The organism is Fructilactobacillus sp. X8R2C1, from assembly GCF_059900955.1.
On sequence record NZ_JBWXVI010000002.1, the window covers coordinates 223,713 to 239,224 of the forward strand.

The 15,512-nt window shown below is 37.9% G+C and carries 14 protein-coding genes; 6 read left to right on the forward strand and 8 right to left on the reverse strand.

Annotation, left to right across the window (positions count from 1 at the left end; genetic code table 11):
* Nucleotides 1-15: 15 nt before the first annotated feature.
* A complete protein-coding gene (locus AC6UD6_RS03255) occupies nucleotides 16-2,829 on the reverse strand; it encodes a helicase C-terminal domain-containing protein (RefSeq protein WP_500695664.1) in 2,814 nt (937 codons plus the stop codon).
* A gap of 163 nt (nucleotides 2,830-2,992) precedes the next feature.
* Here AC6UD6_RS03255 and mvk point away from each other — a divergent pair, with 163 nt between their 5' ends.
* The 4 genes from mvk to fni are packed head-to-tail and all read left to right on the forward strand — an operon-like array spanning nucleotide 2,993 to nucleotide 7,051.
* Nucleotides 2,993-3,925, forward strand: coding sequence for a mevalonate kinase (gene mvk / locus AC6UD6_RS03260; RefSeq protein ID WP_500695665.1), 933 nt, complete (start codon nucleotides 2,993-2,995; stop codon nucleotides 3,923-3,925).
* Between the two features lie 11 nt (nucleotides 3,926-3,936).
* Nucleotides 3,937-4,932 (forward strand): diphosphomevalonate decarboxylase, encoded by a 996-nt coding sequence (gene mvaD / locus AC6UD6_RS03265; protein ID WP_500693732.1) that lies wholly within the window; start codon nucleotides 3,937-3,939, stop codon nucleotides 4,930-4,932.
* Nucleotides 4,933-4,948: 16 nt separating this feature from the next.
* Nucleotides 4,949-6,016 carry a phosphomevalonate kinase gene (locus AC6UD6_RS03270; protein WP_500695666.1) on the forward strand — a complete coding sequence of 356 codons (1,068 nt, stop codon included), beginning with the start codon at nucleotides 4,949-4,951 and terminating at the stop codon, nucleotides 6,014-6,016.
* Between the two features lie 9 nt (nucleotides 6,017-6,025).
* On the forward strand, nucleotides 6,026-7,051 hold the full coding sequence (gene fni / locus AC6UD6_RS03275) for a type 2 isopentenyl-diphosphate Delta-isomerase (RefSeq protein ID WP_500695667.1): 1,026 nt from the start codon (nucleotides 6,026-6,028) through the stop codon (nucleotides 7,049-7,051).
* 39 nt (nucleotides 7,052-7,090) lie between these two features.
* On the opposite strand, the gene AC6UD6_RS03280 is transcribed toward fni, so the two are convergent.
* Together AC6UD6_RS03280 and glpK are read right to left on the reverse strand one after the other, a co-directional pair.
* Complete coding sequence (locus AC6UD6_RS03280) at nucleotides 7,091-8,434, reverse strand: RsmF rRNA methyltransferase first C-terminal domain-containing protein (RefSeq protein WP_500695668.1); 1,344 nt, start codon at nucleotides 8,432-8,434, stop codon at nucleotides 7,091-7,093.
* A 15-nt stretch (nucleotides 8,435-8,449) separates the two neighbouring features.
* Entirely contained in the window at nucleotides 8,450-9,946 is a 1,497-nt protein-coding gene (glpK, locus tag AC6UD6_RS03285; protein WP_500695669.1) for a glycerol kinase GlpK, read from the reverse strand.
* A 137-nt stretch (nucleotides 9,947-10,083) separates the two neighbouring features.
* On the opposite strand from glpK, the gene AC6UD6_RS03290 reads away from it, so the two are divergent.
* Entirely contained in the window at nucleotides 10,084-11,514 is a 1,431-nt protein-coding gene (locus tag AC6UD6_RS03290; RefSeq protein ID WP_500695670.1) for a C69 family dipeptidase, read from the forward strand.
* A gap of 58 nt (nucleotides 11,515-11,572) precedes the next feature.
* Complete coding sequence (yjeM, locus tag AC6UD6_RS03295; protein WP_500695671.1) at nucleotides 11,573-13,096, forward strand: glutamate/gamma-aminobutyrate family transporter YjeM; 1,524 nt, start codon at nucleotides 11,573-11,575, stop codon at nucleotides 13,094-13,096.
* A gap of 40 nt (nucleotides 13,097-13,136) precedes the next feature.
* On the opposite strand, the gene rplS is transcribed toward yjeM, so the two are convergent.
* The 5 genes from rplS to rpsP form a co-directional block, all read right to left on the reverse strand.
* Entirely contained in the window at nucleotides 13,137-13,496 is a 360-nt protein-coding gene (gene rplS / locus AC6UD6_RS03300; RefSeq protein WP_500695672.1) for a 50S ribosomal protein L19, read from the reverse strand.
* 109 nt (nucleotides 13,497-13,605) lie between these two features.
* Nucleotides 13,606-14,358, reverse strand: a complete 753-nt coding sequence (gene trmD / locus AC6UD6_RS03305) for a tRNA (guanosine(37)-N1)-methyltransferase TrmD (RefSeq protein WP_500695673.1) — start codon at nucleotides 14,356-14,358, stop codon at nucleotides 13,606-13,608.
* Nucleotides 14,359-14,360: 2 nt separating this feature from the next.
* Entirely contained in the window at nucleotides 14,361-14,876 is a 516-nt protein-coding gene (gene rimM / locus AC6UD6_RS03310; RefSeq protein ID WP_500695674.1) for a ribosome maturation factor RimM, read from the reverse strand.
* Between the two features lie 55 nt (nucleotides 14,877-14,931).
* Nucleotides 14,932-15,180, reverse strand: coding sequence for a KH domain-containing protein (locus AC6UD6_RS03315; protein ID WP_500693722.1), 249 nt, complete (start codon nucleotides 15,178-15,180; stop codon nucleotides 14,932-14,934).
* Nucleotides 15,181-15,190: 10 nt separating this feature from the next.
* Entirely contained in the window at nucleotides 15,191-15,469 is a 279-nt protein-coding gene (gene rpsP, locus AC6UD6_RS03320; RefSeq protein ID WP_500693721.1) for a 30S ribosomal protein S16, read from the reverse strand.
* Nucleotides 15,470-15,512 lie beyond the last annotated feature (43 nt).

Here is a 15,512-nt window from a genome sequence, read left to right on the forward strand (position 1 = left end):
TTGTTTAATAATTAATTAATCCCTCTTATTAAAGAAATCTTGACCATCTTTAACAATCTTAGCGATCGACCCCGTTTTAATTGGTAAATCAGAGGGAAGCGCATCGATGATTTGCTTACCATACCGTTTGTCAATCAAACGACTGTCCAAAAAGTTAATGATACCATAATCAGTTGAGCTTCTAATCAATCTTCCCACACCTTGTTTAGTCTTGATAATAGCTTCTGGTAAGTCAAAATTATAAAATGGATTCTTGTTTTGTTCCTTTAAAAACTTAGCCCGACTTGAAACAACCGGATTATTGGGAGATTCAAACGGTATCCGGGTAATAATGAGTTGCTTGAGTAAATTATCCGAAAAATCAACACCCTCAAAATAACCATTAGCTCCAAGTATTACCGGAACTGCATCCTTGGTTGACTCAAACCTTTTGATCATTTTTTCTTGACTCCCAGAAACACCGGCGGCTTGAATCATAAAATTACCGTTATTGTTCTGATCTAATTTTTCGTACACTTTTTTTAAAATATCCAATGAGTTAAACAGTACTAGCGTTGGTACTGCATTAGCGTTGATAAGCTTCCAAATTGAGTTAGCCAGATAAGAGATATATTCATCATTATCTACACTAGGCGGCATCGGTGTCGTTTCAGAAATCATCATTTCAGTTTGCTTGGAATAATCAAAAGAAGATTTTAGCCGTTTCATTCTCGTATCACTCCGACTTAAATCAAGCTGATCAAAAATATACTGTGACTTTTTTGATGTAAACAACGTCGAACCGGTAAAAATTGCTGGCTTAAAATAGTGATAGATATTTTCCTTTAACTTATTTTTGGAAGCAAAATCGCCAGTCATGAGGATGACATGATTAGGATCTAGATCCTCTGTATAATAGATCCAGTAAAAAGAGGATCGCTCACTAACCCTTTGCTTAACTTGATCCACATTAACACTATCAATGTAATCAGTAATTGTAAGTAAATGACGTTCAAACTTTTCAATCAAAGCTTCATCAGAAATCGTCCAACGATTCTTTTCCTTCTTAACTAACTTTTTGAAAGTATTTATAAATTCTTCCAATTTTACGTTAATATGAGTCAAATGGTTTATTTGACCCTGATGGTCTTTCACAAATTGAAGTAGTTCTTTTGCACTAATCGAAGACTCAGAACGCCTAGTAGTAACGGGTTTCATGAATTTGACCTTAAAATCCTGTAAAATCAACTGATTCGTATCAAAAATAGCATCTAGCCGGGAATCTAACCCATTAAGTCGATTTAACTCATCAATATCGTCAGAAAAGATTTCATTTAAATTTAACCCGTGGGTTTGAAATAAATCATTCTTAACCCTTCCAATATTTTTCTTTAAAGTATTGAATTTAATGACTTTTTCTTGCGATGAAAACGCAACGTCAGCCAGCTTATGAGCTTCGTCAACCACTAAGTATGGCTTTGAAGTCATGTAACTACTTAATTGATGACTATTCTCAAAAAGATAATTATGGTTAACGATAACAATATCAGCACGTTCCACCCGCTTCAATTGAGCAAGTAAGAAGTCAACATCTAGAAAAGAATTCTTCTTATCCGTCTCCACATGAGAATTTTGATAATTAATTTGATCAATAAAGGGAACTTCATTGGGAAGATTTAATTCGTCAAGATCACCCGTGCTTGTCTCAGTGAGCCAGACCAAGATTCGTGCTTTCATGAATTGTGACTGTTTAGATTTATCGTGAAATTGAAGTGTTTTGCTAAACCGTTCTAGATTAATATAATGATTGACACCCTTTAACATGGCAACATCAAAACTAGTATTAAGTAACGGTTCTAGTTGACTCTTAATTGTAGAATACAACTGTTCCTGAAGTCCATTGGTAGAAGTACTGACCACTAGCTGTTCACCTTCATTAACCAAATAAGCCATTGGAACCATGTATCCCAGGGTTTTCCCACTCCCGGTTGGTGCTTCAATTAATAAATTATAGGTGGGTTTTTCTTTATCATGATAATTATTATAAATTAAGTTCATCATTTTACTTTGTGAACTTCGCCAATTTAACTTACCCATAAATTGGCGTTCCTTCTGCTTCTTAGTCCTAGGATACTTTATCAAATTGTGCTCTGAGATTGAATAGGATGGTACTTGGTTTTTTAGCGCAATCCCATTTACAACCACATATTGCGAATTCAAATTCTTTAAATGTTCCCGCTTAATCTCTTCGCGATCTCCAATAAATTGAACCGTATCTCTAGGGAGATCAGGATGAACCTTAAGAATAGACTGAATTGTCACTAAGGGCAATTTTTCAATCTTCTTCATGATTGTTAACAGTAAATGAGCAGTTGCGTCAGCATCACTTTTAGAGGAATGCGGATGGGTGTGTGAAATCCCAAAATAATGACTTAAGTCCTTTAATCGATATCCCGTTAATTCCGGAAAAAAGATTTGACTCAACGTGACCGTATCAATGGCTTTAATATCTAACTCAGGATAACCCACTCTTTCTAATTCCGCATTTAAAAACGGAAAGTCAAAATTAACGTTATGGGCAACGAAGACAGTACCACTCAGTATCTTATAAATATGGGGAGCAACCTGATCAAACGTTGGTGCTCCTTTAATTGTCTGGGCGTTAATGCCAGTTAAGTGGGTGATATCTTTAGGAATCGCTTCACCATTATTAACATATGTTGAGTAGGAATCGACCACTTGACCACCTTGAACAAAAGTACAACTAAATTGAATAATTTGGTCACCATTAGAGACATCCGTTCCAGTTGTCTCCATGTCAACGACTGCATATTTTGTATTCTTGGGCACCTGTCTCACCTACCTTTAAAACTAATTCCACTATAATACTACTACATTTATCTTAATATTTATATAAACCAACATTTAATCATTAGTAAAGTATTCTAAAATATATTGGTCATGTTCTAAATTATGATAAAATAGGTATGTTTGGAAAGTGAGCGATTGAAATATGAACACGACTGCAACCGGGTTGAGTCATGCAAAAATAATTTTTTTAGGTGAGCACAGTGCCGTCTACCAAAAGCCTGCGATTGTTTTTCCTGTGCCACAAATTAAAGTGAAAACCACCATTACTTCTGATGGTAACAATCAACTATTCAGTAAATACTACCATGGTCCAATTAGTGCTCTCCCTTCTTCAATGAATGGATTACAGACACTTATTAATCGTCTTAACCAATCATTAAATCCTAATAACATCCCAATTAATATCAAAATTGATAGTGCAATTCCGTTGGGGAGAGGGATGGGTTCATCCGCTGCAACCGCTAGTGCAGTTACCAAAGCCTTTTTTCATTTCTTTAATCACCAGTTGAACGCCGACCAGCTTAAGAAATTTACCGATGTAGAAGAAAAGATAACTCATGGTAATCCAAGTGGAATTGACGCTAAAACCGTCAGTGCGCTTAATCCAATCTTATTTGAAAAGGGTCAGTTTTACGATTTTCCTGTTTCAAACGCAGGAAATCTCATCATTGCTGATACTGGTATCTCAAGTAATACTTCCACGGCAGTTTCAATGGTAAGAGATGAAATGGACCATAACTTTCAAAATACGAATGATTTAATTAACGACCTCGGGGATTTAGCTGAAGCAGCTAAACATTCTCTGACATACAATAAACTCAAACAAACCGGCAAATTAATGAATCTGGCCCAAAATGATCTTTCAAAATTGGGAGTTAGTTCAACGGAAATTAATACCCTGGTAAATGCTGCTAATCAGGCGGGTGCCCTCGGTGCTAAACTAACGGGAAGCGGACTCGGTGGATGCATTATTGCTCTGTCAGATTCTAAAACCACCACGCAAAAAATCAAGACAACCCTTAAACAAAGTGGAGCACAAGGAGTTTGGGTCCAATCATTAAATGAAATGAAGTAAGGAGATTTATTATGTCCGACAATACTAATATCTATAGAACCCAGAAGGCTCGTGCTCATACTAATATTGCACTAATCAAATATTGGGGGAAGGCCAATAGTCAACTCATTATTCCAGAAGACAGTAGCCTGTCTTTAACTTTAAATGACTTCTATACCGATACTGAAGTTCGCTTTGACCCATCTCTAAGTTCTGATCAAATCACTTTTAACAATCATCTAATTAATGATTCGGAAGGAAAAAAGATTGTCAGTTTTCTTGACATCGTTCGAAAAAAAGCCAATGTTGATATTCACGCCCACGTTAAGACAAATAACAATATCCCTACTGCTGCTGGGCTTGCTTCATCTGCTTCAGGGTTTGCTGCTCTCGCTGCCGCTTCTAGTAAAGCCATTGGAATGAATCTTTCTAAAAAAGATCTTTCTAGGCTCGCTAGACGAGGATCAGGTTCAGCAACGCGCTCTATTTTTGGCGGTTTCGTCAAATGGGAAAAGGGTCATAGTGACGAAACTTCCTTTGCCATTCCAATTGAAGAAGACATTGATTGGGACATTAACCTAGTAGCTGTTATTATTAATCGAAACGAAAAAAAGATTTCTAGTAGAGAGGGTATGAAAATTTCTAAGTCCACCTCCCCTTACTATCAATCATGGAAAAAAGTTACTAGTCATGACATGACCACGATGAGAAAAGCAATTCGTACTCATAACTTCGACTTAATGGGCCACACTGCTGAGGAAAATGCCATGAAAATGCACGCCCTCACGTTCAGTTCCGATCCAGCTTTTACATATTTTAATGGAGATACACTTAAAGCAATTCAAATTGTTCACGAATTAAGAGACAATGGCATCAGTTGCTATTTTACAATTGACGCTGGTCCAAATGTAAAAGTGTTAGTCCAACATGATAATTTAAACCAAGTTGTAAATCGATTTAAAAGCACTTTTGGATCATCAAACGTGGTTGCTACCACTCCAGGTCCTGGAATCGAATATTTAAATTAAGGGAGTAATTAATTACATGATTTCCGCAAAAGCACCGGGCAAATTGTACGTAGCTGGTGAATATGCAGTAGTTGAGACCGGCTACCCTGCTATCATCGCTGCATGTGATCGCTTTGTTAGGGTTGGCATTAAAGCAAGTTCAGATTTTGGAAGCATCTATTCAAAACAGTACGATGAAAATATGCTCCATTGGAAGAGATTAGGCCATCGCATGGTCTTCGATAATCGTGATAATCCTTTTCAGTACATCATTTCAGCGATTAAAGTAACTGAAGAATACGTTGAAACTCTCAATAAAAGTTTAAAAACATACGATATCATCGTAAATAGTGAACTCGATAGTGCCGACGGACGTAAGTACGGATTAGGTTCTTCAGCTGCCGTCACGGTTGCAACCGTTAAAGCCTTATGCGAATTCTACGACATTAACCTTTCAACGATGCAGCTCTTCAAGCTAGCCGCAATTGCTCATTTTGAAGTTCAAGGAAATGGTTCATTAGGCGATGTAGCTGCTAGTGTATTCGGCGGTTGGATTGCTTACCATTCATTTGACCGACAGTGGTTAGCCAATGCCCGTAAAGATGTGGATTTAGTGGAACTGTTAGATTTAAAGTGGCCTAGTTTAAAAATTATGCCGCTAACAGCACCAAAGAATTTACAATTATTAATTGGATGGTCAGGTTCACCCGCTTCAACTTCAAATCTAGTTGATCGAGTGGAGCTAAAAAAAGCCAGAAATTCTGAACTTTATCAAGACTTTCTTCACTTCAGTCAGGAGTGTGTCTTAAATATTGTTAATGGCTTTAAAAGTTCTAATCTGGAAATGATCCAAAGGAACATTGAAAACAACCGCAAACTCCTTTTAAAACTCGGTGAATTTGCCAACGTTGAAATTGAAACCCCCAAGCTAAAAGAATTAATTGACATTGCCGATCATTTTGGTGGTGCAGCCAAAACTTCGGGAGCAGGTGGTGGTGATTGTGGGATCGTCATTATTAATAAGGATGATAATATCGATGATCTTGTTAGCGATTGGAACCGCCATGGAATTAAGCTACTAGACCTTAATATTCATAATAATTAGGAGAAACAAATGACTAACCAACAGTCACATCGAAAAGATGAACACGTCTCGCTTGCTAAAAAATTTCACCACATAGAATCTGAAGCTGGATTCGATCAGGTTCATTTTATGCCAGTAACATTCCCTGAAATGACATATCAGGATGTAGATATCTCGACTCAATTAGGCTCGCTGTCTTTAAGGGTCCCCTTTTACATTGAAGCGATGACTGGTGGCAGTGAGTATACCAAAAAACTAAATTATCACCTAGCCGCTATCTCCAAAAGATGCGGAATCGCAATGGCTTCGGGATCAGAGAGTGTAGCAATCAAACATCCGGAACTAATCGATACCTTTTCGATCATTAGAAAGCAAAACCCAGATGGACTGATCTTTGCTAACATTGGTGCTGGGACAACCCCAAAAGCGGCTGAGCAAGCAATTGATATTCTTCAAGCTAATGCATTAGAGATCCACGTTAATTCAGTTCAAGAACTCATCATGCCCGAGGGATCAAATTCATTTAACTGGCTATCCAATATTTCAAACATTGTCCAAAATATTAAAGTACCAGTAATCGTCAAGGAAGTTGGATTCGGGATGAGTTCTAAATCAATTCAAACCCTTTTGGACCTTGGAGTTGAATATGTAAACATTGGGGGTCGTGGCGGAACTAACTTTGCTCAAATTGAGAACTTCCGTCGTCATCAAAAAGAAATGGACTATTTTAAAGACTGGGGAATTACCACGGTGGAATCTCTCTTTGAATCCCAAAAAGTTCCTAGCATGAACATCGTAGCAACTGGTGGCATCACTAATCCCATGGAAATCGTCAAATCCTTGTATTTGGGTGCCGATGCCGTTGGCATTGCGAGTCAGATTTTGGTGAAACTAATTGATGACGGTGAAGACGAGACCGTGAAAATGATTAACGATTGGATTATTGGCATTAAATCCATTTTCACCGCACTAGGCGCACACAACATTAATGAACTGCGTCAATGTGAATCAGTAACCAGTCCAGAATTACAAAATTACTTAAATCAGCGCAAATAAAAAGACCTTCGTTTTTTAAACGAAGGTCTTTTTATTTTCTCATGCTTTAAACCTTAATCCCTTAGGGAAAAAGTTTTTTAACGTCCCATTCACGACTTTACCAAATCCAACACTCATTCCGCGACATTGAATTAAGTACCACCCCTTCTTTAAGTTGGGATCCACGGCAACGGTGTCACCATGGACATAACTCTGCCACTGATGATCAGTAATTTTAACGATGTTTTTTACGTCATTAGGATTAATTGCCAATGCCAATGCATACGAAGGCTCAATCCGATTCTTTTTAATCGTTCCAAGTGGCGTTCCGGGTCGCATTACTTTTAAACCATCTAAATCGGGGATTGCCGGATTAAATGAATACAGGGTACTCCCAAATTCTAGAAAATCTTTTGTCAAAAAATCGCGCTTAAAGTTAACGTTACAGAACTCTTTCCACTCTTTTTTTATACTACTTGAGACGTTACTTCTTTGATGCTTAATCTTTTTGGATTTTCCAACATCTGTACTCTGCAACTTGGCAATAAAATGCCCATCACCTTTAAATAAGTTAGGAAACAGACGAGCCGTTTTAGTTAACTCTTCGCTTCCATCCGCCCATTCCGGTTTTCCGTCGATCATCCCATCATACTTCTTAATCGGGAGAGCCTTAAAATCATAATTAGCTAAGATCCAAGCAATTATCTGTTCGTCTTCTTCTGGTGAAAAAGTACAAGTTGAATAAATCAATTGTCCACCTGGTTTTAACATCTTAACGGCTTCTCTTACAATGTCTTTTTGCCGCACAGCACACTCTTTCGGATAATCAATTGACCAGTATTTTGTTGCGTCATGATTTTTTCTAAACATTCCCTCACCCGAACATGGTGCGTCAATCAAGATCTTATCAAAATACCTTGGAAAATGCTTTGACAGGTTATGTGGATCTTCATTCAAGATTAAAGGATCCCACACCCCAAACCGTTCAAGATTTTCAACTAGAATCTTAGCTCGGCTCCGGTCAATCTCATTTGATACAAGTAAGCCCTTGTTTTTCATCATACCAGCCAAATGAGTCGACTTTCCTCCTGGGGCAGCACACAAGTCTAATACCTGATCTCCCGCACTAGGATCAACCACCTCTGCTACGTACATGGCAGATGGCTCCTGACTGTAAACGTAACCACTCTGATGCTCGACGGTTTTCCCGCTAATTTTTCCGTAATAACCATTTTGGGTATAGGAAATCGGGCTTGTCATATCCAAACGAACATCAGCTTTAGTTTTGAGCGGATTAGTTCGAAAGGCATTGTAAGAGTCTTCATCAAAAGAATCAATAAAACTTTGATAATCATCTTTTAACAGATTATGATATTTACTTTTAAAATCTTCAGGTAATTTCATACTGATAAGTCCTTATTATTCAAATTGCTTGGCAGCTCTCACGGCCATCTTCCATCCCTTGTATAGTTTTTTTCTTTTATCGCCACTCATATGTGATTCAAAAAAAGTACCAACACGCTTACTTCTTTTAATTTCATCAATATCCTTCCAAAATCCAACAGCCAAACCAGCCAGATAAGCTGCTCCCTGTGCCGTAGTCTCTGAAATTAATGACCGTTCAATTTGATCATTTAAAATATCGGCTTGAAACTGCATTAAGTAATCATTTTTAGCAGCTCCACCATCTACTACTAGTGATTTAACCGGAATCTTAGTCTCCTCTACCATCGTATCAAGAACATCCTTTGTTTGAAATCCTAACGATTCAATGGTCGCACGAACTAATTGATTACGTGTCGTTGATGATGTCAAGCCAAAAATCGATCCACGAATTTCCTGATCCCAATATGGTGCCCCTAGTCCAGTAAACGCTGGCACTACGTAAACTCCGTCACTCGTTTTGGCATCATAAGCCATTTGCTCAGAGGCCTTAGCCGATGAAATTAAACCCATCTCATCCTTTAACCATTGAATTGCCGATCCAGCCACAAAAATGCTACCTTCTAAAGCATATTTAACTTCTCCATTCAATCCGTAGGCAATTGTGGTTAACAATCCATTACTAGAAAACCTTGGCGTTTTTCCTGTATTCATCATAATAAAGGCACCCGTTCCATAAGTATTCTTCGTCATTCCGGGTTGTAATGCTAATTGTCCAAATAATGATGCTTGTTGGTCACCAGCAATTCCGGCAATTGGAATCTGTACCCCTAAAAATGAGTATCCCTTCGTATATCCAAAGAAGTGTGACGATGGTTTCACTTTAGGTAACATTTTCTTAGGAATATCGAAGAGCTCTAACAGATCATCATCCCATTTCAAATCGTTGATGTTATATAACATTGTCCTACTAGCATTAGTATAATCAGTGGCATGAACGGTTCCGCCGGTCAGATTCCATAGCAACCATGAATCAATGGTTCCAAATAATAAATCTCCATTCTCTGCCCGTTTCTGGGATCCCTTTACATGATCTAAAATCCATCTAATTTTCGTACCAGCAAAATAAGAATCAACAATCAGTCCCGTCTTTTGGTGAATTAAATCAGCGTAACCATCAGTTATTAACCGATCAGCAATTTCACTGGTCTGTTTTGATTGCCACACCACAGCGTTGTAGATGGGCTTTCCACTTCGTCTATCCCAAATTACAGTCGTCTCACGTTGATTAGTAATGCCGATACTTCGCACTTTATAGGGAGGAACTTCAGAGTTAATCAATACCTCAGAAATCACAGATTCAACGGCATTCCAAATTTCAATTGGATCTTGTTCTACCCACCCTGGATGAGGAAAAGATTGTTTAAACTCACGTTGCACTTTTCCCACAATCTGGCCATCATGATCAAATAACATTGCTCGAGCAGAGGTCGTTCCTTCATCAATTGCCATTATGTATTGCTTGCTACTCATATTTTCCCTCGTTTTTTCAAATAAATGTTATGTGTTAATTATACCCTAAGTAATTTAGCATACCAAACGTGAAGTTATACCATAACAAAGGCAATATGGTAGAATACTTACATGTGATTTAATAGGAGGCAATCTAAATGACAAGTTTTAATGAATATTCCGCATGTACCAGCATTTTAGTTGGAAAAGATGCCACGGTTGATGGCAGCACTTTAATTGGTCGCAATGAAGATGCTAAAGCATCATGGCCAAAACGATTTGTTGTCCATGAACATAAGGAGCATCAGGATGATCAGGAATTCAAATCAACTGATAACGGCTTCAAAATGCCGCTACCAAAAACACGGGGAAAATACACTGCCACTCCCGAATGGACCGACCAAGATGGTTTATTTGAAGAGGATGGTATTAACGAATATGGGGTTGCTATGAGTGCAACTGAAAGTACGTACGCTAACGCACGTGTCCTAGGTTATGATCCCCTTGTAAAAGATGGAATCGGCGAAGAAGCCATGGTAACCGTAGTCTTGCCTTATGTCCATTCCGCAAAAGAAGCCGTCAAACGTCTTGGTAACATTGTTGAAAAATATGGGGCCAGTGAAAACAACGGAGTCCTTATGTCTGATAAAGAAGAAGTTTGGTACTTAGAGATCGGTTCCGGACACCAATGGATCGCTGAAAGAATTCCTGACGATGAATACGCCATCGTTGCTAATCAAATGGCCATTGAAGAAGTTAACTTTAAAGATAATGATCACTTCATGTGGTCACCAGGGATTAGGGACTTTGTATCAAAAAACAATTTAAATCCGGATCGTTCTGGTTTTAACTTTAGACACATTTTTGGAACCCATGACTTATCAGACACCTACTACAACATCCCTCGAGTTTGGTACGGACAAAAAATGTTTAACCCAGAAATCAAGCAGGATCCCACTTCCCAAGACCTCCCCTTTACAAGGAAAAGTGAAGAATTAATATCGGCACTCGATGCCCAAAAGTTGCTCAGTTCACACTATCAGGGAACTCAGTTCGATCCAATTGGTGCAGGCGAAGAAGCTGATCGAACTCGATTTCGTCCCGTGAGTTTAGCCAAAACCCAAGAATCACACGTGCTCCAAATCAAACCTAATCTACCAATTGAAATTGGTGGAATTCACTGGCTTTCCATGGGTGTAGCGGCTCAGAGTACTTACGTCCCATTTCTTGAGGGAATTTCTGATACTCCCAAAGCATATAAGTACCACGTCAAGATGGATTTTGATCCTAAATCGGCTTACTGGATCTTCAAGCTAGTTGGAATCTTAGTTGACCCCCACTACCTTGAATTTGGTGACAAACTTAAAAACGTGCAACAAAGTTTAATCGAACAATACGAACAAATTTTACAGCGGGTAGAACAGGAGTCCCACGGCTTGGATTCAACAGAACTAACTCAGCTTGCTAATGAGGCCAGTTCTAAGACAAGTAAACTCGCTTTGCGTAGCTTTAAGAACCTTGGTCAATACTTGATTACAAACTCAACGGACTTCTCTCCTCTTAACTATCACCAAGATTTAAATCTATAAAAAAAGAGAGTATACTTTATTAGTATTTCCATTAAATTTAATCAAGGAGAGTGACTTTATGTCTAAAGGGAAAAAGCAAAGTAAATTAGGCTTAATGTCTTTAGTTTTAATGATACTCACTGCGATATTTGGCTTTGGTAATACGACCGTCGCCTATGATCAAATGGGCTACGCCAGTATTATCTGGTACATATTTGGAGCACTAGTATTTTTCTTACCGGTTTCATTAATGTTTGCCGAATATGGTTCGACTTTCAGTAGTGCTAAAGGTGGAATTTATTCCTGGCTTAAAGAGTCAATTGGTGAACGCTTAGCCTTCATCGGAACCTTTATCTGGTTATCATCATGGATCATTTGGATGATCTCGACTTCTTCTAAGGTTTGGATCCCATTTTCTAACATTATTTTCGGAACGGACAAAACCCAAACATGGCATTTGTTCGGAATTTTTACCCCAATGCAAACAATTGGAATCCTCGGGATTGCCTGGATTTTAATTATTACTTTGTGTGCGACTCATGGTTTTGATTCAATTGCTAAGATTGCAAACATCGGGGGAGTATTATCAATTGCTTTGCCACTGATCTTTGCTATCTTATCAGTAATTGTTTGGGTCTTAAATAAGGGCCAACTTGCTGAACCAGTCAATGGCGCTAAAAGTTTCATTCAATCCCCTAATCCATTATTCGTAACCCCAATCGCCATCATGTCATTTGTTGTTTATGCGATTTTTGCGTATGGAGGAATGGAATCAATTGGTGGAGTCGTTGATAAGGTCAAAAATCCTACGAAGACTTTCCCCCGTGGGGTCATCATTGCGGCAATCATCATGGCAGTCATCTATTCTGGATCCATTTTTTTGGTTGGTATTACAGCTAACTGGCATGAAGTTGTCGGAAAGGGTTCGGTCAACTTGGGTAACATCACTTACGTTTTAATGAATAACCTTGGTTATGTTTTCGCTAAAACCCTTGGCTTTTCAGCTGGATCAGCAATGGAATTTGGTCGCTTCATGGCCCGAGTAGCCGGTTTAGGGATGTTTATTCCATACTTAGGTTCTTTCTTTGTTCTGATATATTCCCCAATCAAATCATTTATTGAGGGATCTAATCCAGATTTATGGCCTAAAAAAGTGGTTAAATTAAACAAACATGGCATGCCAGGGTTTGCAATGTGGATTCAAGCATTCGTCGTTGTTGCCGTTATCTTTGTCATTTCTTTCAGTGGCAATAATGCTCAACAATTTTACTTAATTTTAACTGATATGGCTAATATTTCGACAACTTTCCCCTACTTATTCTTAGTTGGAGCTTTTCCATTCTTCAAGAAACTAAAAAATGTTCCTCGTCCCTTTGTCTTTTACAAGAACCGAATTGTCACTAACATCATGGTAACCATTATCTTGGTTGTACTAGTGTTAGGAATTGGTTTTACTGCTATTCAACCAATCTTGACTCATGATTACACCACCGCCTTCTGGACCATTGTGGGACCACTAGCTTTTGCATTGGTTGGTTGGTTAATGTATGAATACAACAGTCGAAGAGGTACTAAAACTGCTAAAGAAGTTGATGACCAATAAAAAAAGAGTTCGCAATGCGAACTCTTTTTTTTACATAAAATTAATGCTTACGACTTGCTTCTTTAATACGAGCAGCCTTACCAGAACGATCACGTAAGTAATACAACTTAGCACGACGAACTGAACCACGTCTAACAACATCAATCTTAGCAATTCGTGGTGAATGTAATGGGAAGATTCTTTCAACCCCAACTCCACTGGCAATTCTTCTTACTGTGTAAGTAGCTTGAATGCCTGAACCATGACGTTTAATTACAACACCAGTAAACTTCTGAATACGTTCGTTACTACCTTCAACAACCTTTACGGAAACCGTAACGGTATCACCGACACGAAATTCAGGAATATCTGAACGAAGTTGATCACTATTGATCTTATCAATCAATTTATTTTGACGCATAATCATTTCTCCTAACTAGCATTCTTATCTTCTCGACAGCGGAATACCGTTTTATTTAGCCATAAAAGACCACTTAAAATTATAACATACAAACCAAAAAACTCAATACTTACAGATCTTCTTCCTCAATTTTAACGTCCGCCAATAATTCCTTTTGCCTTTTTGACAGTTTGTTGTAATTAATCAGATCTGGTCGTCTTAAATATGTCTTTCTTAAAGATTCCTTCTGTCGCCAATCATCAATTTTTTGATGATCACCACTAGTTAAAATCGGTGGAACTTTTAACCCCCTAAAGTCTGCTGGTCGCGTGTATTGAGGATATTCAAGCAATCCACTTGAAAAAGAATCTCCTGGAGCTGACTCTTGATTACCAAGGACACCCTTAATGAGTCGAACGGTCGCATCAATCATTACTAGCGCAGGCAATTCACCACCCGTCAGGACAAAATCACCAATTGAGTACTCGTCAGTTACTACAGATTTAATTCGTTCGTCAAACCCCTCATAGTGACCACACAAAAAGGTTAAATGGTCCTCCCCGGAGAGTTTTGCAGCATCGTTTTCATCAAATCTTTTCCCTGCCGGATCAGTTAAAATGACTCTACCAGATGAATAACCCTGTTTTTCTGAAACTTCTTGAGAATGCGTAAAAGCATCAAGCATTGGTTGAGGCTTAAGTAACATTCCAGCTCCCCCACCAAAGGGGGTATCATCCACGTTATGATGTTTATTAGTCGAAAAATCACGAAAATTAATAATATCAATATTTATGATTTCTTTTTCAATGGCCTTACCGATAATAGATTCACTCAAAGGGCCCTTTAAAATATTAGGGAAAAGGCTCAATATATCGATCTTCATCGTTACTGCATTCCCTCCATTAACTCAACGACTACTTTATGATTAGGAATATCCACTTTTTTTACGACCGAATCAATCTTTGGAAGTAACAAATCATCTTTATTTTTACGCTCCACTACCCAGACATCATTGGCAGGCATATCCATAATATCCCTTATTACACCAATTTTATTATCATCTTTATCGATAACATCCATGCCGATAATTTGTTGATAGAAATATTCGCCTGGTTGTAAGTCAGTATTTTTTCTTTGCTCCGACGTAATTTTTAGGATGGCAGGTTTAAGGTATTCAACATCATTTATGGAATTGCGACCAGCAAAATGCAACAGAATAAATCCCTTATGGCTTCTAACCCCGTCAATCTTCAATTCTTCCATTTTTCCGTCTTTGGGGAATACATAAACAAGATTACCAACTTTAAAGCGTTGATCAATAAAATCAGTAGTAGGTTTTATTCGTACTTCACCTTTAATTCCCTGAGTATTTACTAATTTTCCAATTTCTAAGTAATCCATAGTTCACCTATTTCTATAAAAAAACTCTTAAATAAAAACGAGTTTTATCTAAGAGCTAATCTTTGCCATCATCAATAACGAGTTTAATTCGCTTTCCATCATTAACGTGAACACTATAAATTATGGTTCGAATCGTCTGAGCAACTCGACCCTTTTTTCCAATAATACGTCCAACGTCATTAGGATTGGTAGACAATATATATTCGCTAAATTGATCAGTATCCTGATGATTAATACTAATATCATCAGGAAATTTAACTAATGGCTTAACGATTGTTTTAATTAAATTATCAAAATTAACCATAATCAATCACTTATTTCTTAGCTGCTAATTTAGCATCATGTAATTGTTTCATAATACCTGCATCTGACAAAATATTACGAACAGTATCAGAAGGTTTAGCACCTTTTTCCAACCAGTCCATGATTGATTCTTCTTTTAAAGTTACTTGATCAGGTTCAGTTAATGGATTGTAAGTACCAACATTTTCGATAAAACGACCGTCACGAGGACTACGTGAGTCAGCAACCACGATACGGTAAAATGGACGCTTCTTTGAACCCATTCTTCTTAATCTAATTTTTAATGACATAAACACACCTCCTAATAGTTTTCTTAACAGTTACTAATATTAC

Coding starts and splice junctions, on each gene's coding strand:
- mvk (WP_500695665.1), top strand. CDS start 2,993: ATGAACACGACTGCAACCGGGTTGAGTCATGCAAAAATAATTTTTTTA.
- mvaD (WP_500693732.1), top strand. CDS start 3,937: ATGTCCGACAATACTAATATCTATAGAACCCAGAAGGCTCGTGCTCAT.
- AC6UD6_RS03270 (WP_500695666.1), top strand. CDS start 4,949: ATGATTTCCGCAAAAGCACCGGGCAAATTGTACGTAGCTGGTGAATAT.
- fni (WP_500695667.1), top strand. CDS start 6,026: ATGACTAACCAACAGTCACATCGAAAAGATGAACACGTCTCGCTTGCT.
- AC6UD6_RS03280 (WP_500695668.1), bottom strand. CDS start 8,434: ATGAAATTACCTGAAGATTTTAAAAGTAAATATCATAATCTGTTAAAA.
- glpK (WP_500695669.1), bottom strand. CDS start 9,946: ATGAGTAGCAAGCAATACATAATGGCAATTGATGAAGGAACGACCTCT.
- AC6UD6_RS03290 (WP_500695670.1), top strand. CDS start 10,084: ATGACAAGTTTTAATGAATATTCCGCATGTACCAGCATTTTAGTTGGA.
- yjeM (WP_500695671.1), top strand. CDS start 11,573: ATGTCTAAAGGGAAAAAGCAAAGTAAATTAGGCTTAATGTCTTTAGTT.
- rplS (WP_500695672.1), bottom strand. CDS start 13,496: ATGCGTCAAAATAAATTGATTGATAAGATCAATAGTGATCAACTTCGT.
- trmD (WP_500695673.1), bottom strand. CDS start 14,358: ATGAAGATCGATATATTGAGCCTTTTCCCTAATATTTTAAAGGGCCCT.
- rimM (WP_500695674.1), bottom strand. CDS start 14,876: ATGGATTACTTAGAAATTGGAAAATTAGTAAATACTCAGGGAATTAAA.
- AC6UD6_RS03315 (WP_500693722.1), bottom strand. CDS start 15,180: ATGGTTAATTTTGATAATTTAATTAAAACAATCGTTAAGCCATTAGTT.
- rpsP (WP_500693721.1), bottom strand. CDS start 15,469: ATGTCATTAAAAATTAGATTAAGAAGAATGGGTTCAAAGAAGCGTCCA.